Source organism: Rhizobacter fulvus, assembly GCF_964020785.1.
This window is the reverse complement of the sequence record NZ_OZ224516.1, coordinates 3,088,471-3,112,093: the sequence shown is the minus strand read 5'-3', so window position 1 is coordinate 3,112,093 and position 23,623 is coordinate 3,088,471. Positions and strand designations below refer to the sequence as shown.

21 protein-coding genes are annotated in these 23,623 nt (G+C 66.7%); 5 read left to right on the top strand and 16 right to left on the bottom strand.

Annotated elements, in window-relative coordinates:
- The first annotated feature begins 7 nt into the window (after positions 1-7).
- The 5 genes from ACWH49_RS14855 to ACWH49_RS14835 all read left to right on the top strand — a co-directional run bounded on the left by ACWH49_RS14855 (position 8) and on the right by ACWH49_RS14835 (position 5,636).
- Positions 8-2,143 carry a cytochrome c biogenesis protein ResB gene (locus tag ACWH49_RS14855; RefSeq protein WP_448172152.1) on the top strand — a complete coding sequence of 712 codons (2,136 nt, stop codon included), beginning with the start codon at positions 8-10 and terminating at the stop codon, positions 2,141-2,143.
- A complete protein-coding gene (ccsB, locus tag ACWH49_RS14850) occupies positions 2,143-3,513 on the top strand; it encodes a c-type cytochrome biogenesis protein CcsB (RefSeq protein ID WP_448172151.1) in 1,371 nt (456 codons plus the stop codon). Before ACWH49_RS14855 ends, ccsB begins: the two co-directional genes overlap by 1 nt.
- Positions 3,514-3,534: 21 nt before the next feature.
- On the top strand, positions 3,535-3,870 hold the full coding sequence (locus tag ACWH49_RS14845) for a hypothetical protein (protein ID WP_448172150.1): 336 nt from the start codon (positions 3,535-3,537) through the stop codon (positions 3,868-3,870).
- 75 nt (positions 3,871-3,945) lie between these two features.
- Entirely contained in the window at positions 3,946-4,938 is a 993-nt protein-coding gene (gene msrP / locus ACWH49_RS14840; RefSeq protein ID WP_056461199.1) for a protein-methionine-sulfoxide reductase catalytic subunit MsrP, read from the top strand.
- Positions 4,939-4,940: 2 nt separating this feature from the next.
- Positions 4,941-5,636, top strand: coding sequence for a sulfite oxidase heme-binding subunit YedZ (locus tag ACWH49_RS14835; RefSeq protein WP_448172149.1), 696 nt, complete (start codon positions 4,941-4,943; stop codon positions 5,634-5,636).
- Here the strand turns inward: ACWH49_RS14835 and ACWH49_RS14830 are convergent.
- From ACWH49_RS14830 to ACWH49_RS14755, 16 genes are all read right to left on the bottom strand, one after another.
- Positions 5,582-5,872, bottom strand: coding sequence for an STAS domain-containing protein (locus ACWH49_RS14830; protein ID WP_448172148.1), 291 nt, complete (start codon positions 5,870-5,872; stop codon positions 5,582-5,584). The genes ACWH49_RS14835 and ACWH49_RS14830 overlap by 55 nt on opposite strands.
- A 12-nt stretch (positions 5,873-5,884) precedes the next feature.
- Positions 5,885-6,511: an MlaC/ttg2D family ABC transporter substrate-binding protein gene (locus ACWH49_RS14825; RefSeq protein WP_448172147.1), complete on the bottom strand. Its 627-nt coding sequence runs from the start codon at positions 6,509-6,511 to the stop codon at positions 5,885-5,887.
- Between the two features lie 101 nt (positions 6,512-6,612).
- Positions 6,613-7,470, bottom strand: a complete 858-nt coding sequence (locus ACWH49_RS14820) for an MlaA family lipoprotein (RefSeq protein WP_448172146.1) — start codon at positions 7,468-7,470, stop codon at positions 6,613-6,615.
- On the bottom strand, positions 7,467-7,979 hold the full coding sequence (mlaD, locus tag ACWH49_RS14815) for an outer membrane lipid asymmetry maintenance protein MlaD (RefSeq protein WP_448172145.1): 513 nt from the start codon (positions 7,977-7,979) through the stop codon (positions 7,467-7,469). The genes ACWH49_RS14820 and mlaD overlap by 4 nt, the downstream gene beginning before the upstream one ends.
- A gap of 12 nt (positions 7,980-7,991) precedes the next feature.
- Positions 7,992-8,771: a lipid asymmetry maintenance ABC transporter permease subunit MlaE gene (gene mlaE, locus ACWH49_RS14810; protein WP_448172144.1), complete on the bottom strand. Its 780-nt coding sequence runs from the start codon at positions 8,769-8,771 to the stop codon at positions 7,992-7,994.
- A 2-nt stretch (positions 8,772-8,773) separates the two neighbouring features.
- Positions 8,774-9,622, bottom strand: coding sequence for an ABC transporter ATP-binding protein (locus tag ACWH49_RS14805; RefSeq protein ID WP_448172143.1), 849 nt, complete (start codon positions 9,620-9,622; stop codon positions 8,774-8,776).
- A 68-nt stretch (positions 9,623-9,690) separates the two neighbouring features.
- Positions 9,691-11,169: a glutamate synthase subunit beta gene (locus tag ACWH49_RS14800; protein WP_448172142.1), complete on the bottom strand. Its 1,479-nt coding sequence runs from the start codon at positions 11,167-11,169 to the stop codon at positions 9,691-9,693.
- Positions 11,170-11,205: 36 nt separating this feature from the next.
- Positions 11,206-15,981, bottom strand: a complete 4,776-nt coding sequence (locus ACWH49_RS14795; protein WP_448172141.1) for a glutamate synthase-related protein — start codon at positions 15,979-15,981, stop codon at positions 11,206-11,208.
- Positions 15,982-16,112: 131 nt separating this feature from the next.
- Complete coding sequence (locus ACWH49_RS14790; RefSeq protein WP_448172140.1) at positions 16,113-16,787, bottom strand: transposase; 675 nt, start codon at positions 16,785-16,787, stop codon at positions 16,113-16,115.
- Between the two features lie 18 nt (positions 16,788-16,805).
- Positions 16,806-17,978, bottom strand: a complete 1,173-nt coding sequence (locus ACWH49_RS14785) for a deoxyguanosinetriphosphate triphosphohydrolase (RefSeq protein WP_448172139.1) — start codon at positions 17,976-17,978, stop codon at positions 16,806-16,808.
- Between the two features lie 5 nt (positions 17,979-17,983).
- Complete coding sequence (gene aroB, locus ACWH49_RS14780) at positions 17,984-19,078, bottom strand: 3-dehydroquinate synthase (RefSeq protein ID WP_448172138.1); 1,095 nt, start codon at positions 19,076-19,078, stop codon at positions 17,984-17,986.
- Between the two features lie 49 nt (positions 19,079-19,127).
- The gene (locus tag ACWH49_RS14775; RefSeq protein WP_448172137.1) at positions 19,128-19,697 is read right to left on the bottom strand and encodes a shikimate kinase; all 570 of its coding nucleotides are present in this window, start codon (positions 19,695-19,697) and stop codon (positions 19,128-19,130) included.
- Between the two features lie 55 nt (positions 19,698-19,752).
- A complete protein-coding gene (locus ACWH49_RS14770; RefSeq protein WP_056461168.1) occupies positions 19,753-20,139 on the bottom strand; it encodes a hypothetical protein in 387 nt (128 codons plus the stop codon).
- 69 nt (positions 20,140-20,208) lie between these two features.
- A complete protein-coding gene (pilQ, locus tag ACWH49_RS14765; protein WP_448172136.1) occupies positions 20,209-22,383 on the bottom strand; it encodes a type IV pilus secretin PilQ in 2,175 nt (724 codons plus the stop codon).
- Complete coding sequence (locus tag ACWH49_RS14760) at positions 22,380-22,883, bottom strand: pilus assembly protein PilP (protein WP_448172135.1); 504 nt, start codon at positions 22,881-22,883, stop codon at positions 22,380-22,382. Before ACWH49_RS14760 ends, pilQ begins: the two co-directional genes overlap by 4 nt.
- Positions 22,884-22,930: 47 nt before the next feature.
- Positions 22,931-23,620, bottom strand: coding sequence for a type 4a pilus biogenesis protein PilO (locus ACWH49_RS14755; RefSeq protein ID WP_448172134.1), 690 nt, complete (start codon positions 23,618-23,620; stop codon positions 22,931-22,933).
- Positions 23,621-23,623: the final 3 nt, after the last annotated feature.

Below are 23,623 nucleotides of genomic sequence, written 5' to 3'. Positions count from 1 at the left end.
TCCGCCCATGACCGCCTCCACCACCGGCATCGAACTGCGTACCCGCTCGCGCCGGGTGCGCGACGTCGTCGAGCTGGTGTCGTCGATGCGCTTCTCGATCTCGCTGCTGACGGTGATCTGCATCGCGTCGGTGATCGGCACCGTCGTCAAGCAACACGAGCCATACAACAACTACGTCAACCAGTTCGGGCCGTTCTGGGCCGAGGTGCTCGACAAGGTCGGCCTGTATTCGGTCTACAGCGTCTGGTGGTTCCTGCTGATCCTGGCGTTCCTGGTGATCTCGACCAGCCTGTGCATCGCGCGCAACGTGCCGAAGATCGTCGTCGATCTGAAGACCTACAAGGAGCATGTGCGGGAGCAGGCGCTCGGCGCGTTCCACCACCGCGGCCAGGCCGAAGTCGCCGAGACCCGCGACGCTGCGTTCGAGCGCATCTCGGCCCTCCTGGTGCATTCGGGCTGGAAAGCCAAGGTGCAGGTTCGCAAGGACGGCGAGCGCGAGTTGGGGACGATGATCGCCGCGCGCCGTGGCACCGCCAACAAGCTCGGCTACATCGCGGCGCATTCGGCGATCGTCCTGGTGTGCGTCGGCGGGCTGCTCGACGGCGACCTGATCGTGCGTGCGCAGATGGCGCTGCAAGGCAAGAGCAGCTACACCGGCGGCGGCATGATGCGCGACGTGCCGGCCGCGAACCGCCTCGGCCCCGGCACGCCGACCTTCCGCGCCAACCTGTTCGTCCCCGAGGGCCAGCGCTCGAGCACCGCGGTGATCAACCTGCAGGACGGCGTCGTGATGCAGGACCTGCCGTTCGACGTGGAACTGAAGAAGTTCATCGTCGACTACTACGACACCGGCATGCCGAAGCTGTTCGCCAGCGAGATCGTGATCCACGACCACGACAGCGGCGAATCGATCCCGGCGCTGGTCAAGGTCAACGAGCCGGCCTTCCACCGCGGCGTGGCGATCTACCAGAGCAGCTTCGACGACGGCGGCTCGGCCCTCAAGCTGCGCGGCCTGCCGATGAGCGCGGGCGGCAAGACCTTCGACATAGATGGCGTGGTCGGCGGCAAGACCCAGATCTCGAACGGGGCGTCGCAGATGACGCTCGAGTTCACCGGCCTGCGCGTGATCAACGTCGAGAACCTCGGCGGCAATCCGGCCGGCGCGGCCGGCACGGACGTGCGCAAGGTCGACCTGGTCGGTTCCCTGCAGGAGCACCTCGGCTCGGGCGCCAAGGGCAATGGCAAGAAGGAGTTGCGCAACGTCGGCCCGTCGGTCAGCTACAAATTGCGCGACGCCGCCGGGCAGGCCCGCGAATTCAACAATTACATGGTGCCCGTCGAGCTCGATGGCGTCCGCGTCTTCCTCGTCGGCGCCCGCGACAAGCCGGAGCAGGAGATGCGCTACCTGCGCATCCCCGCCGACGACAAGGACAGCATCGACGGCTGGGCGCGCCTGCGCATGGGCCTGCTCGATCCGGCGCTGCGCAGCAAGGCGGCCGCCCGCTACGTGGCCATCGCCTCGCCGCCCGACAAGCCCGAGATGGCAGCGCAGCTGACGACGACCGCGGAGCGGGCCCTCGGGCTGTTCGCCGGCGCGGAATCCGTGCTTCCCAAGGGTGCCGCGGCACCGGCCGACCCGCGCGCCGGGCTCCAGGCGATCTCCGATTTCATCGAGGGCAGCGTGCCGGAGGCGGACCGCGTGCGCATCTCCGAGGTGCTGCTGCGCATCCTCAACGGCACCCTGTTCGAGTTGCTGAACCTGACCCGCGAGAACGCCGGTCTCGCGCCCTTGAAGGCAGACGACAAGACCCAGGCGTTCATGACCCAGTCGGTGCTGTCGCTGTCCGACAGCTTCTTCTACCCGGCGCCGGTGCTGTTCCAGCTGACCGACTTCACGCAGGTGCAGGCGAGCGTGTTCCAGGTCGCGCGCGCTCCCGGCAAGAAGCTCGTCTACCTGGGCGCGATCCTGCTGATCGTCGGGGTCTTTGCGATGCTCTACATTCGCGAGCGCCGCCTGTGGGTGTGGCTCACGCCCGCCGCGAACGGAACCAAGATCACCACGGCGTTGTCCACCACCCGCCGCACGCTGGACGCCGACGCCGAGTTCGAGCAGTTGAAGCGCCAGATCCTGAAGGAAGCCTGATGAACACGACCACCCTCGAGACGATGTCGCTCGGCCGCCGCGCCGGCCCGGTCGGCTTCGTGACCGGCCGCTCGATCTTCGACTGGCTGTTCGCGCTGCTCGTCGTCGTCGGCGGCGGCTACGCGTTCTCGCGCTACGCCGGTGCGATGGACTACTACGAGAAGCTCATCCTCGTCGGCACGCTGCCGGTGGCGGTTCTGCTCGGCTGGTTCTGGGGCCCGTTGCGCGTGCTGATGGTCGGCGTCGCCGCGGCCACGCTGCTCGCGATCAGCCTCTACAACCGGCAGATGGACGGCTTCGGTGCGGACCTGGCGCAGGCGGACCAGGTCTTCCTGCTCAAGTACTTCCTGTCGAGCCAGAGCGCGATCATGTGGATGAGCGTGCTGTTCTTCATGAGCACTACGTTCTACTGGATCGGGTTCGCCGCCAAAACCGAGAACAATACCGCCGTGCGGATCGGCTCGGGCCTGACCTGGGCCGCCGTCTTCATGGCGCTGACCGGCACGATGGTGCGCTGGTTCGAGAGTCACCAGATCGGCGCCGACATCGGCCACATCCCGGTCAGCAACCTGTACGAGGTGTTCGTGCTGTTCTGCTGGCTGACGGCGCTGTTCTACCTGTACTACGAGCAGCACTACGGCACCCGCTCGCTCGGCGCGTTCGTGATGCTGGTCGTCAGTGCCGCGGTCGGCTTTCTGATCTGGTACACGCTGGCGCGCCAGGCCAGCGAGATCCAGCCGCTGGTGCCCGCCCTGCAGAGCTGGTGGATGAAGCTGCACGTGCCGGCCAACTTCATCGGCTACGGCAGCTTTGCGCTGTCGGCGATGGTGGCGCTGGCCTACGTGCTGAAGAACGCGACGCCGCGGGCGTTGTGGATCGGCCTGCTCGGCGTGCCGGGCATCGTGATCGCAATGCCGCTGCTCGGGTTCGCGCTGTTCGGCGGCCTGTCGGCAGAGGGCATGGCGAGCGTGGCCAAGTCCGGCCGCATGATCACCGGACTGATGGCATTCTTCGCCTTCACGATCGTCGCCCGAAAGTGGATCAACGCCCGCACGCCGAGCGCCGAGATCGCCGACGACCTGATGTACAAGTCGATCGCGGTCGGCTTCGCGTTCTTCACGATCGCGACCATCCTCGGTGCGTTCTGGGCCGCCGAGGCCTGGGGCGGATACTGGAGCTGGGACCCGAAGGAGACCTGGGCGCTGATCGTCTGGCTCAACTACGCGGCCTGGCTGCACATGCGCCTGATGAAGGGCCTCCGGGGCGTGGTTTCGGCCTGGTGGGCGCTGACCGGGCTGGTCGTGACCACGTTTGCCTTCCTCGGCGTGAACATGTTCCTTTCCGGATTGCACTCGTACGGTACGCTTTGAGCCTGTCTCCGGAGTGCCACCATGCCCTATGTTCACCGCGATGACGAGGGGCGGATCGCGACCGTTCAACGTCTTGCCGACGACGCCTGCCGCGAGTTCGTCGCCGACGGCGATCGCGAGTTGCTCGCCTTCGTCGGCGCTGGCACCATGCCGGGTGCGTTCGATGAACTCGACGCCGGCTTCGTGCGCGTGCTCGAAGACGTGATCGACACGCTCCTCACCAAGAACATCATGAACATCACCGACCTGCCCGAGCAGGCGCAGGCCAAGCTGTTCGCCCGCAAGAGTTTTCGGGAACGCGCCTCCAGGAGCGCGCTCCAATTGTTGGCACCGACCGATTTCGGCGACGTCATCTGACTCGCGTGGCGGTGCGTAGGTAAGAAGGCCCGTCGCGATCGCGACGGACTGTCATCGACCGAGCGAGCACCCTCCATGCACCATCTTCGCGACCGCGGCTTCGACCATCCGCATCCTTCCGAGATCACGCCGCGCGCGGCCTACGCCGACCGGCGCACGCTGCTGAAGCTGTTCGGCACCGGCGTCGCCGGCGCGGCGCTCGCCACCTGGGCCGCGCGCGAAGCCCACGCGCAATCGGCCAGCGGCGGCAAGCTCGCGCCGCTGCCCGGCGTGCGCAGCACGATCGCCGGCGGCGTGACGATGGAGACGCCCACCGCCTACATCGACGCGACCGGCTACAACAACTTCTACGAGTTCGGCACCGACAAGGGTGATCCGGCCCAGAACGCACACACGCTCAAGACCCGGCCGTGGACCGTGGCGATCGAAGGCGCGGTGCGCAAGCCCAAGGTTTACGACATCGCCGACCTGCTGAAGCTGGCGCCGCTCGAGGAGCGCGTCTACCGACTGCGCTGCGTCGAAGGCTGGTCAATGGTGATCCCATGGGTCGGCTATTCGCTGGCCGAGCTGATCAAGCAGGTGGAGCCGACCGGCAACGCCAAGTTCGTCGAGTTCGTGACGCTGGCCGATCCGAAGACCATGCCCTTCGTCGGCTCGCGCGTGCTGGAATGGCCGTATGTCGAGGGCCTGCGGATCGACGAGGCCATGCACCCGCTGACCCTCCTCGCGTTCGGCATGTACGGCGAGGTGATGCCGAACCAGAACGGCGCGCCGGTGCGCGCGGTCGTGCCGTGGAAGTACGGCTTCAAGAGCGGCAAGTCGATCGTGAAGATCCGCTTCGTCGAGAAGCAGCCGGCGACCAGCTGGGTCAAGAGCGCGAGCAACGAATACGGGTTCTATTCGAACGTGAATCCCGAGGTCGATCATCCGCGCTGGAGCCAGGCGACCGAGCGCCGCATCGGCCAGGACAACATCTTCGCGAAGAAGCGGCCGACGCTGATGTTCAACGGCTACGGGCAGCAGGTCGCGTCCCTGTACACGGGCATGGACCTGAAGAAGAACTTCTGACGATGCGGGCGCTGCAAAGGCCCGCGCGGCCCCTGCCGCTTCTGCTGCGCCCGGCTGCGAAGGTTCTCCTGTTCGCGCTGTGCCTGCTGCCGTTCGCCTGGCTGCTGCGCGGTGCAGTGCTCAGCGTGATGGGAACGAACGTGCTCGGCGCCAACCCGGCGGAGGCGCTGATCCGCGCGACCGGCGACTGGACTCTGCGCTTCCTGTGCCTCACGCTCGCCGTGACACCGCTGCGCCAGGCCTTGACGCTGCCGGCACTCGCGCGCTTCCGGCGCATGCTGGGGCTGTTCACGTTCTTCTATGGCGCGGTGCACTTCCTCTGCTACAGCTGGCTGGACATGGGGCTGGTCTGGAGCGACATCGTGCGCGACATCGCGAAGCGCCCGTTCATCCTGGTCGGCACGAGTGCCCTGCTGCTGATGCTGCCGCTCGCGGCCACGTCGTTCAACCGCGCGATCAAGGCGCTCGGGGCGCGCCGCTGGCAGGCGCTGCACCGCGCGGTGTATGCAGTGGCGCTGCTGGGTCTGCTGCACTTCTTCTGGATGCGCTCCGCGAAGAGCAACTATGCGGAGGTGGCGGTCTACGCCGCAGTGATCGGCGTGCTGTTGGGCTGGCGCCTGATCGCGGCGCTGCGCCGACGGGCTCAGGCGGCCGGCGGCGCCTCGGGCTCGGCCATCAGCACGACGTCGAGCCCGTAAAGTGCGGCCAATGCCGCCAGCTTGGGCGGGACGTGACGCAATGTGAAGCGCTTGCCCGACGCATCTGCGGCGCGCTGGCAGTCCAGCAGCACTGCCAGCGCCGCTGAATCGAAATGCTGCAGGTTGGAGGCATCGACGACGACGGCGTCACCCTGCTCGCCCTTCATCGCCTGCGCGAGCAGGCGACGGGTATCGTTGGCCTCCTTGGCCGTGACGGTGGCGGGCAGCAGCATCATCGACGCGGACGCTCAGCTCTTCGCCGCGCCGGCCGACTTGTTGCGCGCCGCGAGCTTGCCGATCAGCCCGTCGATCCCGCCCGAGCTGATTTCCTGCGAGAAGCTGTTGCGGTAGTTCTCGACCAGCCACACGCCGAGCACGTTGACGTCGTAGATCTTCCAGCCGCCGGGCGTCTGCTCGAGACGGTAGTCGAGTTGGACCGGGTCGCCGCGGCCCTTGATCTCGGTCTTCACGACGACTTCGGTGTCGGTCGGCGTGCTGCGCATCGGCTTGAGTTCGACCGTCTGGTCCTGCACCTGGGCGAGCGCCCCCGAGTAGGTGCGCACCAGCAGGATCTTGAATTCGTCCTGCAGTCGCTTCTGCTGGTCCGGCGTCGCCTGGCGCCAGTAACGGCCAACCGCCGAGGCCGTCATGCGCTGAAAATCGACGTGCGGCATCACCTTGCTGTCGACCAGCGCGATGACCTTGGTCACGTCGCCTTGCTTGATCGACTTGTCGGCGCGGACCGAGTCGAGGACGTCGGTCGAGACTTCCTTGATCAGCGCGTCGGGCGACTTGCCGGACTGCGCCTGCGAGACGGCACAGCCCACGGTGAGCAGGCCGGCAGCCAGCCACGGAATCATTCGCTTGAGCAACATCTGGTTTCCTCTTTGTAGAGACAGGTGAGCCTGTCTGAGCCCGCTTCGACCGGTTGGTTCAGCGGCGGCCCCGTGGTTAACGCGCGAACCGGGTCAGCGGTTCACGGCTTGGTGGGAGCCGAGCCGGCCGTGGCGGGGGGCGCCGGCGCGTACACCGGATCGGCCGCGGTCGCGCCCGAGGCCGGCACGGCCGCCGGCGACGGCGCGTCGGGCATCTCCGGCGCGTCGCCATCGAACACCAGGCTGCGGCGGCGCTGCAGATAGGCATCGCGGATGAACGTGTACTTGTCGAGTGCGATGTCGTCGATCACCTGGCTCGCGCCCAGCAGTCTGGCGCGGGTGTTGATGATCTGCAGGCCGACGACGCCGAACTGGTAGCTGCCATCGCTGATGTACAGCGCCGGCGACGCGGTGCGGTCGAGCGGCAGCGCGATCGTTTCGCGCACGGTCGACGGGCCGATCAGCGGCCAGACGATGTACGCACCCGCGCCGAAGCCCCAGCGGCCGAGCGTCTGGCCGAAGTCTTCGTAGTGATGCTCCAGGCCGAACTCGCTGGCGATGTCGAGGACGCCGAAGAAGCCGAACACGGTGTTGGTCGTGAAGCGCACGACGTCGGTGAATGCGGGCTCGGCCTTGCCTTGCAGCACGTTGTTGACAGCCGACCAGGCATCCGCCGCGTTGGCGAAGAAGTTGTCGACGCTACGGCGCACGAACTGCGGCACCACCTTGGCATAGCCGGTCGCGACCGGCTTCAGGATGCGCTCGTCCAGGCCCTCGTTGAAGGCGAAGACCTTGCGGTTCCAGTTCTCCCACGGGTCGAGGCGCGCGCCCGGGCCGCCACGCGCATCGGTCACCAACGACTTGGTGGTCGCGCAGCCGCCGAGCGTCAGCAACGCGCCCACCATCAGGGTCAGCACTGCGCGCGCGCACAGGGAGCGCATGTCGGTTGAGCGGGTCACTTCTTACCTCCGGGGGCGGCGGGCGCGGGTGCCGCCGGCGCGGCGCCGGCGTCGGCCGCCTTGTTGAACAGGAACTGGCTGATCAGGCTTTCCAGCACGATCGCCGATTGGGTTTGCTTGATGGTATCGCCGGCGGCGAAATTCTTCTCGCTGCCGCCCGCCTCGAGGCCGACGTACTGATCGCCGAGCAGACCGGAGGTGAGGATGCGCGCCGAAGAATCGGCCGGGAACTGCACCGACTTCTGCATGTCCAGCATCACGACGCCCTGGAATGTCTTCGGGTCGAGCGTGATCGAGGCGACCCGGCCGACCGTGACGCCGGCGCTGCGCACCGGCGCGCGCACCTTGAGCCCGCCGATGTTGTCGAACTTGGCCGCCAGCGGATAGGTGTCGCCGCCGTTGAAGCTGCTCAGATTGGCGGCCCGCAGCGACAGGAACACCAGCGCGGCGATGCCCAGCAATACGAAGAAGCCGACCAGCGTTTCAGTGCCCTTCTTGCCCATATTCATTCCCCTTGTCGTTCAGCGCGTCGAGAACATCAGCGCGGTGAGCAGGAAGTCCATCGCCAGCACCGTCAGCGAGGAGATCACCACCGTGCGCGTCGTCGCGCGCGCCACGCCCTCGGGCGTGGCCTTGGCTTCATAACCTTGATAGACCGCGACGAAGCTGCAGATCACCCCGAACACGATGCTCTTGATGACGCCGTTGCCCAGATCGCGCCACACGTCGACGCCGTTCTCCATCGCCGACCAGAAGTTGCCCGGATCGAGCCCGATCAGCATCACCCCGACGATGTACGCGCCGAGGATGCCCACCGCCGAGAACAGCAGCGCCAGGATCGGCATCGCGACGACGCCGCCGATGAAGCGCGGCGCCAGCACGCGGCTCTTCGGGTCGACCGCCATCAGCTCCATCGCGGCGAGCTGTTCGCCGGCCTTCATCAGGCCGATCTCCGCGGTCAGCGACGTGCCGGCGCGCCCGGCGAACAGCAGCGCGGTGACGACCGGGCCCAGCTCGCGCACCAGCGACAAGTTCACCAGCAACCCGACAGAGTCGGCCGCGCCATAGGTCACGAGTGCGTAGTAGGACTGCAGCGCCAGCACGAAGCCGACCGCCAGGCCCGACGACAGGATCACCAGCAGCGACAGGTTGCCCAGCGCGTGCACCTGCGCGACCGAGAAATAGGGTCGCCGCAGCGACACCGGCAAGGTGCGCAGCAATTCCCAGAAGAAGAACGCGTGGTGACCCAGCACCCGCAGGCTCTCGATGACGGAGCGACCGATCGCGGCGACCCAGCCCATGCTCACCGCGCCTGCAGGCCCAGGTCCTGCGCCAGCGGCGGCGCGGGATAGTGGAACGGCACCGGGCCGTCAGGCTCGCCGCGCAGGAACTGACGCACCTGCGGATCCTCGCTGGCGTTCAGTTCCTCGGGCCGCCCGTGTGCGATCACCACCCCCGGCGCGGCCATGATGTAGGCGTAGTCGCAAATCGCGAAGCACTCGTGCACGTCGTGCGAGACGACCAGCGAAGTCGCGCCGGTGGCGTCGTTCAGCTTGCGGATCAGGTTGGCGGTGACGCCCATCGCGATCGGATCCAGGCCGGTGAATGGCTCGTCGTAGAGCAGCACTTCCGGGTCGAGCGCCATGGCGCGGGCGAGGGCGACGCGTCGACCCATGCCACCGGAGATCTCGGCGATGCGCAGCCTGGCCGCGCCGCGCAAGCCCACGGCATTGAGCTTCATCAGCACGATGTCGCGGATCATGGTGTCGTCCAGATCGGTGTGCTCGCGCAGCGGGAACGCGACGTTCTCGAACACCGACAGGTCGGTGAACAGCGCGCCGAACTGGAACAGCATCCCGAGACGACGCCGCAAGCCGTAGAGCTGCGCGGCGTTGCGCGTGTCGATCGCCTCGCCCGCGAAGCGGACGCTGCCCTGCGTCACCGGATGCACACCGCCGATCAGGCGCAGCACGGTCGTCTTGCCGCATCCCGAGCCGCCGAGGATCGCGGTGACCTGCCCGCGCCGGAAGCTCATCGAGATGTCGTTGAGGATGTTCCGGCTGGGCTCGTAGCCGAACGTGACGTGGTCGACCTCGATCAGCGCGTCGGCGCTGCTTTGGTCATGGCGGGTCCGGCTGAAGTCACTCGGCATGCGGTCGTTGTTCTGGGTCGGCTCTCGAAAATCATTGTCTCACGCGACCCTTCGCCAGCGTGTTGCGGTCAGCGCGGCAGTTCGCTGGCGCCCATCAGGAACAGATCGACCGCGCGTGCCGCCTGCCGGCCCTCGCGGATCGCCCACACCACCAGTGACTGGCCACGGCGCATGTCACCGGCCGCGAAGACCTTGTCGACGTTGGTCGCGTAGCCACCGACCGCGTCCATCGACGCCCTGGCGTTGCCGCGCGCGTCCTTCTCGACGCCGAAGGCCTCGAGCACGCTCGCCACCGGGCTGACGAAGCCCATCGCCAGCAGCACCAGATCGGCCGGCAACGTCTGCTCCGAGCCGGCGACTTCGACCATCTTGCCGCCCTGCCACTCGACGCGCACCGCCTTCAGGCCCTTGACCTTGCCCTTGTCCTTGCCCTCGCCGCCGATGAACTCCTTGGTCGCGATCGCGAACTCGCGCTCGCAGCCTTCCTCGTGGCTCGACGAAGTGCGCAGCTTGATCGGCCAGTACGGCCACACGAGCGGCTTGTTCTCCTGCTCGGGCGGCATCGGCAGCAGTTCGAACTGCGTGACGCTGACCGCGCCGTGGCGGTTGCTGGTGCCCACGCAATCGCTGCCGGTGTCGCCGCCGCCGATCACGACGACATGCTTGCCGTCGGCACGCAGCTGCGACTTGATCTTGCCGCCGGCGTTGATCTTGTTCTGTTGCGGCAGGAACTCCATCGCGAAATGCACGCCGTCGAGCTCGCGGCCGGGCACCGGCAGATCGCGCGACTGCTCGGCGCCGCCGGTCAGCAGCACGGCGTCGAACTCGGCCTTCAGCTGCTCGGGCGTGATTGTTTCCCTGGCCCAGTTGGTGACCTTCGTGCCCTCGGGCATCTTGCCGACCAGCACGCCGGTGCGCATCGTCACGCCCTCGGCCTCCATCTGCTTGACGCGGCGGTCGATGTGCGACTTCTCCATCTTGAAGTCAGGAATGCCGTAGCGCAGCAGGCCGCCGATCGCATCGTTCTTCTCGAACAGCGTCACGGCGTGACCGGCGCGCGCGAGCTGCTGCGCCGCGGCCATGCCGGCCGGCCCGGAGCCGACCACCGCGACCTTCTTGCCGGTCTTGGTCTTCGACAGGCGCGGCGTGACCCAGCCCTCGGCCCAGGCCTTGTCAATGATCGCGTGCTCGATGCTCTTGATGCCGACCGCGTCGTCATTGACGTTCAGCGTGCACGCCGCCTCGCACGGCGCCGGGCAGATGCGGCCGGTGAACTCGGGGAAGTTGTTGGTCGAGTCGAGCACCGCGAACGCGTTCTTCCAGTCGGCGCGGTACACGAGGTCGTTGAAGTCCGGAATGATGTTGTTGACCGGGCAGCCGCTGTTGCAGAACGGCGTGCCGCAGTCCATGCAGCGGGCGGCCTGGATCTTCGCGTCGGCCTCCTTCAAGCCGATCACGAATTCCTTGTAGTGCTGCTTGCGCTCGGCGACGGGCGCGTAACCCTCCTCGAGGCGCTCGTATTCCATGAAGCCGGTGACTTTTCCCATGATGCTGTGCGTCTGTGTTCGTTGTACGAGGGCCGCTTACTTGGCAGGCACCGACTTGTTCTTCGCCTTCGCGATCGTCGTGTCGGCCTCTTGCACCGCCTTCGATTCGCTCGCGAGCATCACCGCCTTCGCCGCGCGTTCGCCGAGCGCGCGCTTGTACTCGTTCGGGAACACCTTGACGAACTTGGCGCGCGACTCGACCCAGTGGTCCATGATGTGGCGCGCGCGCAGCGAGCCGGTCCACTTGTGGTGGTCCTCGATCAGCTTCTTCAGGATCGCCTCGTCGGGCTGGCCGTTGTGCCAGTGGTCGCGCTCGGCCTCCTGCTCGGCGGCGCTCACGACCTTGCCGAGCGACACCATCGCGGTGTTGCAGCGCGAGGCGAAGCTGCCGTCCTCGTCGTACACATAGGCCACGCCGCCGCTCATGCCTGCCGCGAAGTTGCGCCCGGTCTTGCCGAGCACCGCGACCGTGCCGCCGGTCATGTACTCGCAGCCGTGGTCGCCGGTGCCTTCGACGACCGCGGTCGCGCCCGACAGCCGCACCGCGAAGCGCTCGCCGGCCACGCCGCGGAAGAACGCCTCGCCACTGGTCGCGCCGTACAGCACGGTGTTGCCGACGATGATGTTCTGCGTCGCGTCACCGCGGAACTCGATGCTCGGCCGGATCGCGATGCGCCCGCCGCTCATGCCCTTGCCGGTGTAGTCGTTCGCGTCGCCGATCAGGTAGATCGTGATGCCTTTCGCGAGGAACGCGCCGAAGCTCTGACCGCCGGTGCCTTCCATCTGGATGAAGATGGTGTGGTCGGGCAGGCCCTCGGGGCGGTGCCTGATCAGCTCGCCCGAGAGCATCGCGCCCACCGTGCGGTTGACGTTGCGCACCTCCTGCATGAACTGCACCTTCTCGCCGGTCTCGATCGCCGGGCGGCACTTCTCGATCAGCTTGACGTCGAGCGCCTTCGCGAGACCGTGGTCCTGCTCCTCGGTATGGCGGCGCGCCACCTCGGCGGGCGCGGTCGACAGCTGGAACACGCGGCTGAAGTCGAGGCCCTTGGCCTTCCAGTGCTCGACGCCCTTCTTCGTGTCGAGCAGATCGGCGCGGCCGATCAGGTCATCGAACTTGCGGATGCCGAGCTGCGCCATGATCGAGCGCGCTTCCTCGGCGACGAAGAAGAAGAAGTTGACGACGTGCTCGGGGCGGCCGGTGAACTTCTTGCGCAGCACCGGGTCCTGCGTCGCGACGCCGACCGGGCAGGTGTTCAGATGGCACTTGCGCATCATGATGCAGCCCTCGGCCACCAGCGGCGCGGTCGCGAAGCCGAACTCGTCGGCGCCGAGCAGCGCGCCGATGACCACGTCGCGCCCGGTCTTCATCTGGCCGTCGGCCTGCACGCGGATGCGCGAGCGCAGGCGGTTCAAGACCAGCGTCTGCTGGGTCTCGGCCAGGCCCAGTTCCCATGGGGTGCCGGCATGCTTGATCGAGCTCCACGGCGAGGCGCCGGTGCCGCCGTCGTGGCCGGCGATCACGACATGGTCGGCCTTGGCCTTGGCCACGCCGGTCGCGATCGTGCCCACGCCGACCTCGCTGACCAGCTTGACGCTGATGCTGGCGCGCGAGTTGGCGTTCTTCAGGTCGTGGATCAGTTGCGCGAGGTCTTCGATCGAGTAGATGTCGTGGTGCGGCGGCGGCGAGATCAGGCCGACGCCCGGCACCGAGTAGCGCAGCATGCCGATGTAGTCGGTCACCTTGCCGCCGGGCAGCTGACCGCCCTCGCCGGGCTTCGCGCCCTGCGCCATCTTGATCTGGATCTGGTCGGCGCTCTGCAGGTACTCGGTGGTCACACCGAAGCGGCCCGATGCGACCTGCTTGATCTTCGAGCGCAGCGAGTCGCCGTCGTTCAGCTCGAAGTCGACCTGGATGTTGCCCGGCCCGAGCACGTCGCTGAACTTCGTGCCCTGCCTGATCGGGATGCCCTTGAGTTCGTTGCGATAACGCGCCGGGTCTTCACCGCCCTCGCCGGTGTTCGACTTGCCGCCGATGCGGTTCATCGCGACAGCGAGGTTGGCGTGCGCCTCGGTGCTGATCGAGCCGAGCGACATCGCACCGGTCGCGAAGCGCTTGACTATCTCGCTCGCGGGCTCGACCTCGTCGATGGGGATCGCCTTGCTCGGATCGACCTTGAACTCGAACAGCCCGCGCAACGTCATGTGGCGGTGCGACTGGTCGTTGATGATCTGCGCGTATTCCTTGTAGGTCTCGTACTTGTTGGAGCGCGCGCTGTGCTGCAGCTTGGCGATCGCGTCGGGCGTCCACATGTGCTCCTCGCCGCGCACCCGCCACGCGTATTCGCCACCGGCGTCGAGCATGTTCTCGAGCACCGGATCGTCTCCGAACGCGGCCTTGTGCATGCGGATCGCCTCTTCGGCGACCTCGAACACCCCGATGCCGCCGACCTGGCTCGCGGTGCCCTTGAAGAACTTCTGGACCAGATCCTTGTCGAGCCCGATCGCCTCGAACAACTGCGCGCCGCAGTAGCTCATGTAGGTCGACACGCCCATCTTGGACATGATCTTCGACAGGCCCTTGCCAATCGCCTTGACGTAGTTGTAGATCGCCTTCTCGGCCGACAGGTCGCCAGCGAGTTCCTTGTGCATCGAGGCGAGCGTCTCCATCGCGAGGTATGGGTGGACCGCCTCGGCGCCGTAGCCGGCGAGCACGCCGAAGTGATGCACTTCCCTGGCCGAACCGGTTTCGACGACCAGACCGGCCGTCGTGCGCAGGCCCTCGCGCACCAAGTGCTGGTGGATCGCCGACAAGGCCAGCAGCGCCGGAATCGCGACGAAATCGCGGTTCATCTGGCGGTCGCTGATGATCAGGATGTTGTGGCCGCTCCTGATCGCGTCGACGCTTTCCGCGCACAGCGATGCGAGCTTGGCTTCGACGCCTTCATCGCCCCAGACCAGCGGGTACGTGATGTTCAGCTCGTAGCTCTTGAACTTTGCGCCGGTGTGCTTCTCGATCTCGCGCAGCCGCGCCATCGCCTCGAAATCGAGGATCGGCTGCGGCACTTCGAGCCGCATGGGCGGGTTCACCGCGTTGATGTCGAGCAGGTTCGGCTTCGGGCCGATGAACGACACCAGCGACATCACGATCGCCTCGCGGATCGGGTCGATCGGCGGGTTCGTGACCTGCGCGAACAGCTGCTTGAAGTAGTTGTAGAGCGGCTTGTTCTTGTCCGACAGCACCGCCAGCGGCGAGTCGTTGCCCATCGAGCCGATGCCCTCTTCGCCGGCCTGCGCCATCGGGCTGAGCAGGAACTTCAGGTCCTCCTGCGTGTAGCCGAAGGCCTGCTGGCGGTCGAGCAGCGATTCGCTGTGCGGCGCGGGCTGCGCGCCGGCCGGCACGTCGTCGAGCTTGACGCGCACGCTCTCGATCCACTGGCGATACGGCTTGGCGGACGCGAACTGGTTCTTCAGCTCCTCGTCCTCGATGATGCGGCCCTGCTCGAGGTCGATCAGCAGCATCTTGCCCGGCTGGAGGCGCCACTTCTTGACGATGCGGTTCTCCGCGATCATCGGCAGCACGCCGGATTCGGAAGCGCCGACCACCAGGTCGTCGTCGGTGACGATGTAGCGCGTCGGGCGCAGGCCGTTGCGGTCGAGCGTGGCGCCGATCTGGCGTCCATCGGTGAAGACCATTGCGGCCGGGCCGTCCCACGGCTCCATCATTGCGGCGTGGTATTCGTAGAACGCGCGGCGGCGCTCGTCCATCGTCGCGTGCTGCTCCCAGGCCTCGGGGATCATCATCATCGCGGCGTGGGCAAGCGAGTAGCCGCTCATCACCAGCAGTTCGAGCGCGTTGTCGAAGGTGGCGGTGTCGCTCTGGTGCTCGAAGCTGATCGGGTACAGCTTCTTCAGGTCGTCGCCGAGCACCGGCGACTTCATCACGCCCTCGCGGGCGCGCATCCAGTTGAAGTTGCCCTTGACGGTGTTGATCTCGCCGTTGTGCGCCACCATCCGGTACGGGTGCGCGAGCGGCCACTCGGGGAACGTATTGGTCGAGAAGCGCTGGTGCACCAGCGCGAGCGCCGAGGTGACGCGGGTGTCCTGCAAGTCCTTGTAGTACTTGCCGACCTGGTCGGCGAGCAGCAGACCTTTATAGATGACCGTGCGGCAGCTCATGCTGGGCACGTAGTACTCGCGCGAATGGGTCAGCTTGAGCGCCTGGATCGCGCTCGACGCGGTCTTGCGGATCACGTAGAGCTTGCGCTCCAGCGCATCGGGCACGATCACGTCGGGGCCGCTGCCGATGAAGATCATCTTCAGGATCGGCTCCTTGGCGCGCACGGTGGGCGACATCGGCATCTCCGCATCAACCGGCACGTCGCGCCAGCCGATCAGGATCTGGCCTTCGGCCTTGACGGCGCGCTCCAGTTCCTGCACGCAGGCCAGGCGCGACGCATGCTCCTTGGGCAGGAAGATCATCCCGACGCCGTACTCCCCGGGCGGCGGCAGCGTGATGCCTTGGGCGGCCATGTCGGCGCGGTAGAACTCGTCGGGGATTTGAATCAGGATCCCTGCACCGTCGCCCATCAGCTTGTCGGCGCCGACGGCGCCGCGGTGATCGAGGTTCTCCAGGATCTTCAGGCCTTGCTCGACGATCGAGTGCGCCTTCTGCCCCTTGATGTGGGCGACGAAGCCGACGCCGCAGGCATCGTGCTCGGACGTCGGGTCATACAAGCCACGTGTCTGGGCGCTCGTGAGTTCGGCATCGGAGGGCGCCGCGGCGGACGAGGGATCTGTAGTAAGGGGCATGGCGCGCGCTCCGGAGGCTCAAAACGGCTGGGAAGGATACTGCACTGCAGCATAGTTCTCAACACAAACAGTCGGGGTCTGACACCAATTAACTCTCAGCGATCAGTTCGACTCAGGAAATCGGGGACAGATCAGCGTTGCGCAACGCGCGGCCGCCCCGGCGAGGCCGGCCGGGGCCGCCTTTCGGCCTGTTGCGCCGCGGTCGCGAGAAACCCGTCGGAACCGACCGCCCACCCATGCGCGGCCGCATGCAAGATTGCTGCCAACTGGCGCTCCGGAGGCCCGTCCGCGGCGTAGCGCCGGTAGGCCGCCTCGCGCTCGAACGGCGTGTTCCCCAGCGCCCAGAACGACGGGTGCGCGACGACGAGCGTATCGGCCTGCCCTGTCAGGTGGTGACCGGCGCTGCTGCGCACATCGTCGGCGCCCGGCTCGGCGAGCGCCTCGACGAAGTACATCGCGGCGGGCAGCTGCGAAGCGGCTTCGATCACCGCCGAGCGGAACCGCCCTTCCCAGGGCGTGCCGTTGCGCGCGTGACGCTGGTTGAACTGGCGCACGTAGCGGCGTCCGACCGATTGCATCATCCGCCCGAGTCCCTCGGCATCGCGCGGGGTCACGAGCAGGCGGACTTCGCGCGTCAACAGGCCATAGGCATGGATCGCCACACCCGCCTCGCGCCCCGCCTCACGCACGCTGGCGAGGTAGGCGTCGCGATCATGCTCGTCGATGAAGACCGGCTGTCCGTTGTGACCGCGATGGACGACCACATGCAATTCGCCGGGCAGGACGATTCGGCGCAGGCGTGCCACTGCAGCGTCCCGACCGCGTCAACCCTGCCAGTCCAGGCCGCTGCGCCCCGGTCCGAACAGGCGCGCGTGCTCGCGCAGCGCGAACCGGTCGGTCATGCCGGCGATGTAGTCGGCCACGGCTCGATGCTGCGGCGTGCGCAGCGCATGCGTCGCCGGCAACTGGGCCGGGTCGGCGCTGTACGCGTCGAACAGATCCGCCACGACCTGGCGAGCCGACTGGGTCGTCTGCACCACGCGCGGGTGTCGATAGAGTCCCGAACGCAAGAACGCCTTCACCTCGCGCGAGGCGGTATGCGCGTCGTCGCTGCAGGCCATCAACGGCCCCGCCACGCGCGCGGCATCCGCGTCACGCGGCGAGGTGCGCGCCAAACGCGACGCACTGGTGTCGATCAAATCGTAGACCTGCGTCGACAACATCCGTCGCAAGGCCTCGAACAACAACCGGCGCCCCGCCAGCGCCGGGTGCGCCGCAAGCGACTCGCGGTGAAAGCGCTCAAAGGCCGGCAGCTCCAGCAGTTGCTCGTAGCCCAACAGTCCGGATCGGACCCCGTCATCGATGTCGTGGGTGTTGTAGGCGATCTCGTCGGCCAGATTGCACAGCTGCGCCTCGAGACCGGGCTGGGTGTGGTCGATGAAGCGCCGGCCCACGCCCCCGGGCTCGCGGGCCTCGAGCGCTCGCGCGTTGCGCGCCGAACAATGCTTGAGGATGCCCTCGCGCGTCTCGAATGTGAGATTGAGGCCGTCGAAATCGGGATAGCGCTCCTCCAGCTCGTCGACGACGCGCAGACTCTGGAAGTTGTGTTCGAAGCCGCCGCTGTCCGGATGCGCCTTGCGCAGGCAGGCGTCGAGCGCATCCTGCCCGGCGTGGCCGAACGGCGTGTGGCCCAGGTCGTGCGCGAGCGCGATCGCCTCGCACAGGTCCTCGTTCAGGCCCAGGGCACGCGCGACCGAACGCGCCAGTTGCGCGACCTCGAGCGAGTGCGTCAGGCGCGTACGGAAGAGATCGCCTTCGTGATTCAGGAAGACCTGGGTCTTGTAGACCAGGCGCCGGAAGGCCGTGCTGTGGACGATGCGGTCGCGGTCGCGCTGGAAGTCGTCGCGCGTCGGTGCCGCGGGCTCGGGCCGGGCGCGGCCACGAGAATGCGCGGCCCGGCTCGCCCAGGCGGCCGGGGCGCGAGCAGGCTTCGTCATCGGGTTCACGCCGTGGCGTCGTCGATCACCTGCGCCACCAGGGCATCGGGCGCCGTGCGAACGCCCGCGCGCCCCGGAGACTCGATCACGACGAAACGGATCTCGCCGTCGCGCGCCTTCTTGTCGACGCGCATCAGCTCGAGGTAGCGGGCCGCCCCGAGGCGCGGCCCGCGCACCGGCAGCCCCGCGCGTTCGATCACGCGGACGATGCGGTCCTGGTACGCCCGATCGATCAACCCGAGGCGCCGCGACAGGTCGGCCGCCATGACCATGCCGCAGCCGACCGCCTCGCCGTGCAGCCATTCGCCGTAACCCAGACCGCTCTCGATCGCATGCCCGAAGGTGTGGCCGAAGTTGAGAAGCTCACGCACGGCAGCCTCGCGCTCGTCGCGCGCGACGATGTCGGCCTTGATCTCGCACGAACGGCGAACCGCGTGCCGCAACGCCGCGCGGTCGCGGTCCAGCAGCGCGGGCAGGTTGCCCTCGATCCACTGCAGGAACGATTCGTCGGCGATCGGCCCGTACTTGATCACCTCGGCCAGTCCGGCGCTGAACTCGCGCGCGGGCAAGGTGTCGAGCACGTCGAGGTCGGCGATCACCCGCAGCGGCTGGTTGAACACGCCGATCATGTTCTTGCCGAGCGGATGATTCACCGCCGTCTTGCCGCCGACCGACGAGTCGACCTGCGCGAGCAGCGTGGTGGGCACCTGCACGTAGGGCACGCCGCGCATGTAGCAGGCGGCGGCGAAACCGGCCATGTCGCCCACCACCCCGCCGCCAAGCGCGAAGACGATGGTCTTGCGGTCGCAGGCCGCGCCGAGCAACGCGTCGAAGATCGTGTTCAGCGTCGCCAGGTTCTTGTGCGCTTCGCCGTCGGGCAGCACGATCAGCTGCACCTGCGCAAAGGCGGGCCGCAAGGCCTGCGTGAGTCGCGCCGCCAACAGGGGCGCGACCATCTCGTTGGTCACGATCGCCGCCGCAGCGCCGGCCGGCAGGCCCTCGAACGTGTCGGCGCGGCCGAGCAGGCCGGAGCCGATCAGGATGTCATAGCTGCGCTCGCCGAGATCGATCGCGACCCGTTCAACGTCATGGGAGTTCATCGGCGAAGTGTACGAGCCACGGCAAACGGGCGTCGCTCCCCGCCGCCGCTCAGTGCGGCGGTGCGTCGATCGGCGACGGTACGCCGGAGGCGTCGATCACGCCGGCAAGCTCGAGTTGCATGAGGATCATGTTGACGAGCGTGGGGACGGAGGGGCGGCCCGTATCGACGCTGAAGTGCGCGGTTTCGCGATAGAGCGGATCCCGGGTCGCGTACAGCTCTCGCAGTCGCGTCAGTGGATCGGCCACCTGCAGCAACGGGCGCTTGGTATCGTGGCGCAGGCGCCGGAAGAGGTCCTCGGGCGTGGAACGCAGGTAGACGACTGTCGCATGGCGGTTGAGGCGTTCGCGCGTCGCTTGTCGCAGGATGGCCCCTCCGCCGGTCGCGAGTACCTGTCGGGGCTTGCCCAGCAAGTCCGCGATGACCTGCTCCTCGATGTCGCGAAATCGCGCCTCGCCTTCGCGCTCGAAGAAACTACTGATAGAGCAGCCCACCTGGCGCTCGACGAGCGCGTCGGAGTCTGCGAATTCCCAGTTCAGCCGACGCGCAAGTTGTCTGCCGACCGTGGACTTGCCTCCGCCCGGCATCGAGACCAACGCAATCAGCTCAGGCCTGCTCACGGCAGATGTACCAGCGTCACAGCTGGAATCCGTGGGCAGTGGAGGCCGGCTGGCGTCAGGCCCCAGGCGTCGTCGTCACCGTCAACGTGACGTTGTTGCCGAGCTTGTCGACGACGACGATGTTGCCGGGCGAGACACAACCACCCAGCGTGGTGATCGTGAAGCTGCCCCCACGGTCGCTGACGGTTCCGGTACTCAGTGCGATGAAATCCGGCACGGTGTTGTCGATCCGATACGGTGCGGCGCCGCCATACACAAATATGGTGGCGGTTCCGCCGCCGGGGCATACGCCAACGGACGTGCCTGCCGGCGGCGCCGTGAATGTCACGGTGCTCGGAACAATGCTGAACGCCGTCGGCGAACCTGCTTCATCGTCTCCTCCGCCGCCGCACGCAGCCAATACGGTGGCCGCAACCATGGCGGAAAAAACGGCAGCCTGCATCCCTGTTTTCATCGCTCGCACCTGCTTTGATAGTGTTCTACGTACGCTCCGCGCTGACTGGCTGGAGCGTCACCGCGCTGCCGTCCGGTCCGTGACGACCTTGGGCGTGAGGAAAATCAGCATCTCGGTCTTGGTGCTCGACTTCGTCCGGGTCTTGAACAAATTGCCGAGGTACGGCACATCGCCAAGCAGCGGAACCTTGGAGATATCCTCACGTTCGTTCTGCTCGAAGATGCCGCCGATCACGACTGTGCCGCCATTCTCGATCAACACCTTGGTCTGCACGTGCTTCGTGTTGATTGCAAAGCCGGCAATACCCGCCGACGTGCCGCGACTGTCCTTGGTCACGTCCACATCGAGAATCACGCTGCCTTCAGGCGTGATCTGCGGCGTGACCTCGAGCTTCAGGTTCGCCTTGCGGAAGCTGACCGCCGTCGCGCCACTGGAAGTGGACGACTGGTAGGGGATTTCTTCACCTTGCTCGATCAATGCCTTCTGCTGGTCGGCCGTGATGACGCGGGGGCTCGAAACGATCTTGCCCTTGCCTTCGGCTTCGAGGGCGGAGAGTTCCAGGTTGAGGAATCGGTTCGCCCCGGCGGTGAAGAGCGACAGCGCAAAGGACGCGGGGCTGGCGTCGCCACCCAGCGGATTGCCGGCTGGAAGGCTGACGAAGTTCGTATCGTTGAAGCCGCTGGTCGCGCCCGGTTGCTGGGTTTGCGTGCCGACCGCGTTCAGGTTGCCGCCGACGCCGATGTAATTGCTGCCGCCGACGTTGTACCCGGAGATGCCGCCGCGAGCGCCACGGTTGTCAACCAAGCCCAACTTCACGCCGAGCGAGCGTCCGAAGGAATCGTCCGCGATCACGATACGTGATTCGATCAACACCTGGCGCACCGGGATGTCGATCTTCGCGATCATGTCTTGAATTTCCTGAAGCTTCGACGGCGTATCGCTGACGAACATCTGATTCGTGCGCGCTTCGTAGATGACGCTTCCGCGGCTCGAGAGGATTCGCGAATTTGTTCCTGCAGCTCCTTGACCGCCCTGGCCGGTCAGCCCGTTCGCGACATCAGCCGCCTTCGCATAGTTCAACTGGAACGACTGCGTCCGCAGCGGTTCGAGCGAAGCGATCTGGGCCTTGGCCTCGAGCTCGACCTTTTCCTTGGCGTTGAGTTCATCCTTCGGCGCGATCAGGATCACGTTGCCGGACTTGCGCAGCCCGAGGCCCTTGGCCTGCAGGATGATGTCGAGCGCCTGGTCCCACGGCACGTCCTTGAGGCGCAGCGTGACGTTGCCCGTCACCGTGTCGCTCGTCACGACGTTGAAGTTCGTGAAGTCGGCGATCACCTGCAGCAGCGCACGGACCTCGATGTTCTGGAAGTTCAGCGACAGCTTCTCGCCCGCGTAGCCCGGGCCCTGCGTGAGCTTGTTCGGGTCGACCTTGCGCTGGCGCACTTCGAGCACGAACTGGTTGTCGCTCTGGTAGGCGCTGTGTTCCCAGTTGCCGCGGGGGTCGACGGTCATGCGGACACGGTCGCCGTTCTGCGTGGTCGTGATCGACTGCACCGGCGTGCCGAAATCGGTCACGTCGAGTCGACGACGCAGGTTGTCGGGCAACGACGAACGCAGGAACTCGACGACCAGACTCTGCCCTTGCTGGCGGATGTCGACGCCGACCTGGCTGTTCGGCAGTTCGACGACGACGCGACCGGCGCCATCGCTGCCGCGGCGGAAGTCGATGTCCTTCAGCGACAGCGGGTTGCGGTTCAGGCTGGGCGCGAAGTTGCCGGAAGGTGTCGCGGCCGGCGCGGCCGCCACGGCGGCTTCCGGTGCAGGGCCACCGTCCAACACAAGGAGCAGCACCTTGCCCTGCACCTCGGCGCGGTAATTGGCGGCCTTCTTCAAGTTCAACACGAGACGCGTGCGCTCCCCGGCCTGGGCGACATTGACCGTGCGCAGATTGCCCTGGTTGATCTCGACGCTCGATTTGCCGAGGGCGTTGGAGACGCCCGGGAGGTCGATCGCGATGCGCGGTGGCGTCTGGATCGCGAAGCCGGCCGGCACGGCGGTCAGCGGTTCCGACAATTCCACGCGGATCACTTCGGAGCCGGCCTGCTGGCTGCTGCTGATCGACTGGATCGCGTTCTGGGCCAGCGCGCTCGCGCAGGCACCCAACGACAACACGAGCGTCAAGGCACGGGCGCGCCATTTAGCGGTCATCTGATTCTCCTGATTGCTCTTCATCGCGCCTTCTCCTGAAGCTGGAGGGCGCTGGTGCGCTCAATCCATTCACCGGCTGCATCCTGAACGATTTCCCGGAGCGCCACGTCGGTCTCCGAGATCTTGGTGATCTTTCCGTAGTTCTGGCCGATGTAGTCGCCCGGCTTGACCTGATAGAGCAGGTTGTCGACCCGCAGCAGCGCGTACTGGCGACCGCCACGCACGACGCTGCCGACCATCGACATGCTGTCGAGCGGGTAGGCCTCGAGCGGTTCCTTGCGGCGGTTGATCTCGGCCGACAGCAGGGAATTCGGCTGCCGCGCTTCCTGCTTGAGCGCTACCGTCAGCTTCTGGTTGCTGAAGGGCTCGACACCGCTCAGCGCCACATAGGGCTGCGGCACGAATTGCTTCGGGGCGGCGATCGGCTCGACGTTCGGCTTGACCTCGCGGCGCTGCTGGTCCATCCACTGGCTGAGCTCTTCCTGTTCGCCGCCGCAGCCCGCCAGCCCGACGCCGAGCGCCACGCTGATGAGACAGAGCGAGAGCCGCGACGATCGTGCTGCTTTCGCGCTCATTTCTTCGCTCCCGGCTTGGCCTTGGCAGCCGCGGCCTTGGTGGCTTCGAGTTCGGTCTGGTCCAGATAGCGGTAAGTGCGCGCAGTCGCCTCCATCGCGAGCGCGCCCGTCGTTCCCGGCGCGGTGCTGATGTTCATGTTGTGCAGCGTGACGATGCGCGACAGGTTGGCGATGTCACCGGCGAACGCGCCCATGTCGTGATATCGCCCCGACACGCGAATCGCGATCGGCAATTCCGCGTAGTAGTCCTTGACGATCACCTGGCCCGGGCGGAACAACTCGAACTGCAGTCCGCGTCCGAGTCCTGCCTGGTTGATGTCCGACAGCAGCGCGTCCATTTCGGCCTTGCCGGGCAGTTGCTTCTCGAGCTGCGTGACGTAGCCTTCGACCTGCAGCTTCTGCTTGCGCAATTCGGCCAGGTTGACGGCCTGCGCGAGCTTGGCGCGGTAGTCCGCTTTGAGCGTCGGCTCCTTGGCGCGCTCGGCGTCGAGCTCTTCGTGCGAAGTCTGCAGCAGCAGGAACCAGCCGAGCACCACGACCGCCACGGCGACGAGCGCCCAGACGGCCAGCTTGGGCAGCAGCGGCCACTGCCCGGGCTGGTTCGGGTTCAAGCCGCGGAACTGCGAAGCCGCGCCTTCGAACACCGAGTTCAGGTCGAGATTGATAGGGGTTGCTTTGGTCGCCATGGC

What these genes read in the sequence shown, in the direction of transcription:
- ACWH49_RS14855 (WP_448172152.1), top strand. Translation starts at nt 8, where the DNA reads ATGACCGCCTCCACCACCGGCATCGAACTGCGTACCCGCTCGCGCCGG.
- ccsB (WP_448172151.1), top strand. Translation starts at nt 2,143, where the DNA reads ATGAACACGACCACCCTCGAGACGATGTCGCTCGGCCGCCGCGCCGGC.
- ACWH49_RS14845 (WP_448172150.1), top strand. Translation starts at nt 3,535, where the DNA reads ATGCCCTATGTTCACCGCGATGACGAGGGGCGGATCGCGACCGTTCAA.
- msrP (WP_056461199.1), top strand. Translation starts at nt 3,946, where the DNA reads ATGCACCATCTTCGCGACCGCGGCTTCGACCATCCGCATCCTTCCGAG.
- ACWH49_RS14835 (WP_448172149.1), top strand. Translation starts at nt 4,941, where the DNA reads ATGCGGGCGCTGCAAAGGCCCGCGCGGCCCCTGCCGCTTCTGCTGCGC.
- ACWH49_RS14830 (WP_448172148.1), bottom strand. Translation starts at nt 5,872, where the DNA reads ATGATGCTGCTGCCCGCCACCGTCACGGCCAAGGAGGCCAACGATACC.
- ACWH49_RS14825 (WP_448172147.1), bottom strand. Translation starts at nt 6,511, where the DNA reads ATGTTGCTCAAGCGAATGATTCCGTGGCTGGCTGCCGGCCTGCTCACC.
- mlaD (WP_448172145.1), bottom strand. Translation starts at nt 7,979, where the DNA reads ATGAATATGGGCAAGAAGGGCACTGAAACGCTGGTCGGCTTCTTCGTA.
- mlaE (WP_448172144.1), bottom strand. Translation starts at nt 8,771, where the DNA reads ATGGGCTGGGTCGCCGCGATCGGTCGCTCCGTCATCGAGAGCCTGCGG.
- ACWH49_RS14805 (WP_448172143.1), bottom strand. Translation starts at nt 9,622, where the DNA reads ATGCCGAGTGACTTCAGCCGGACCCGCCATGACCAAAGCAGCGCCGAC.
- ACWH49_RS14800 (WP_448172142.1), bottom strand. Translation starts at nt 11,169, where the DNA reads ATGGGAAAAGTCACCGGCTTCATGGAATACGAGCGCCTCGAGGAGGGT.
- ACWH49_RS14795 (WP_448172141.1), bottom strand. Translation starts at nt 15,981, where the DNA reads ATGCCCCTTACTACAGATCCCTCGTCCGCCGCGGCGCCCTCCGATGCC.
- ACWH49_RS14785 (WP_448172139.1), bottom strand. Translation starts at nt 17,978, where the DNA reads ATGACGAAGCCTGCTCGCGCCCCGGCCGCCTGGGCGAGCCGGGCCGCG.
- aroB (WP_448172138.1), bottom strand. Translation starts at nt 19,078, where the DNA reads ATGAACTCCCATGACGTTGAACGGGTCGCGATCGATCTCGGCGAGCGC.
- ACWH49_RS14770 (WP_056461168.1), bottom strand. Translation starts at nt 20,139, where the DNA reads ATGCAGGCTGCCGTTTTTTCCGCCATGGTTGCGGCCACCGTATTGGCT.
- pilQ (WP_448172136.1), bottom strand. Translation starts at nt 22,383, where the DNA reads ATGAAGAGCAATCAGGAGAATCAGATGACCGCTAAATGGCGCGCCCGT.
- ACWH49_RS14755 (WP_448172134.1), bottom strand. Translation starts at nt 23,620, where the DNA reads ATGGCGACCAAAGCAACCCCTATCAATCTCGACCTGAACTCGGTGTTC.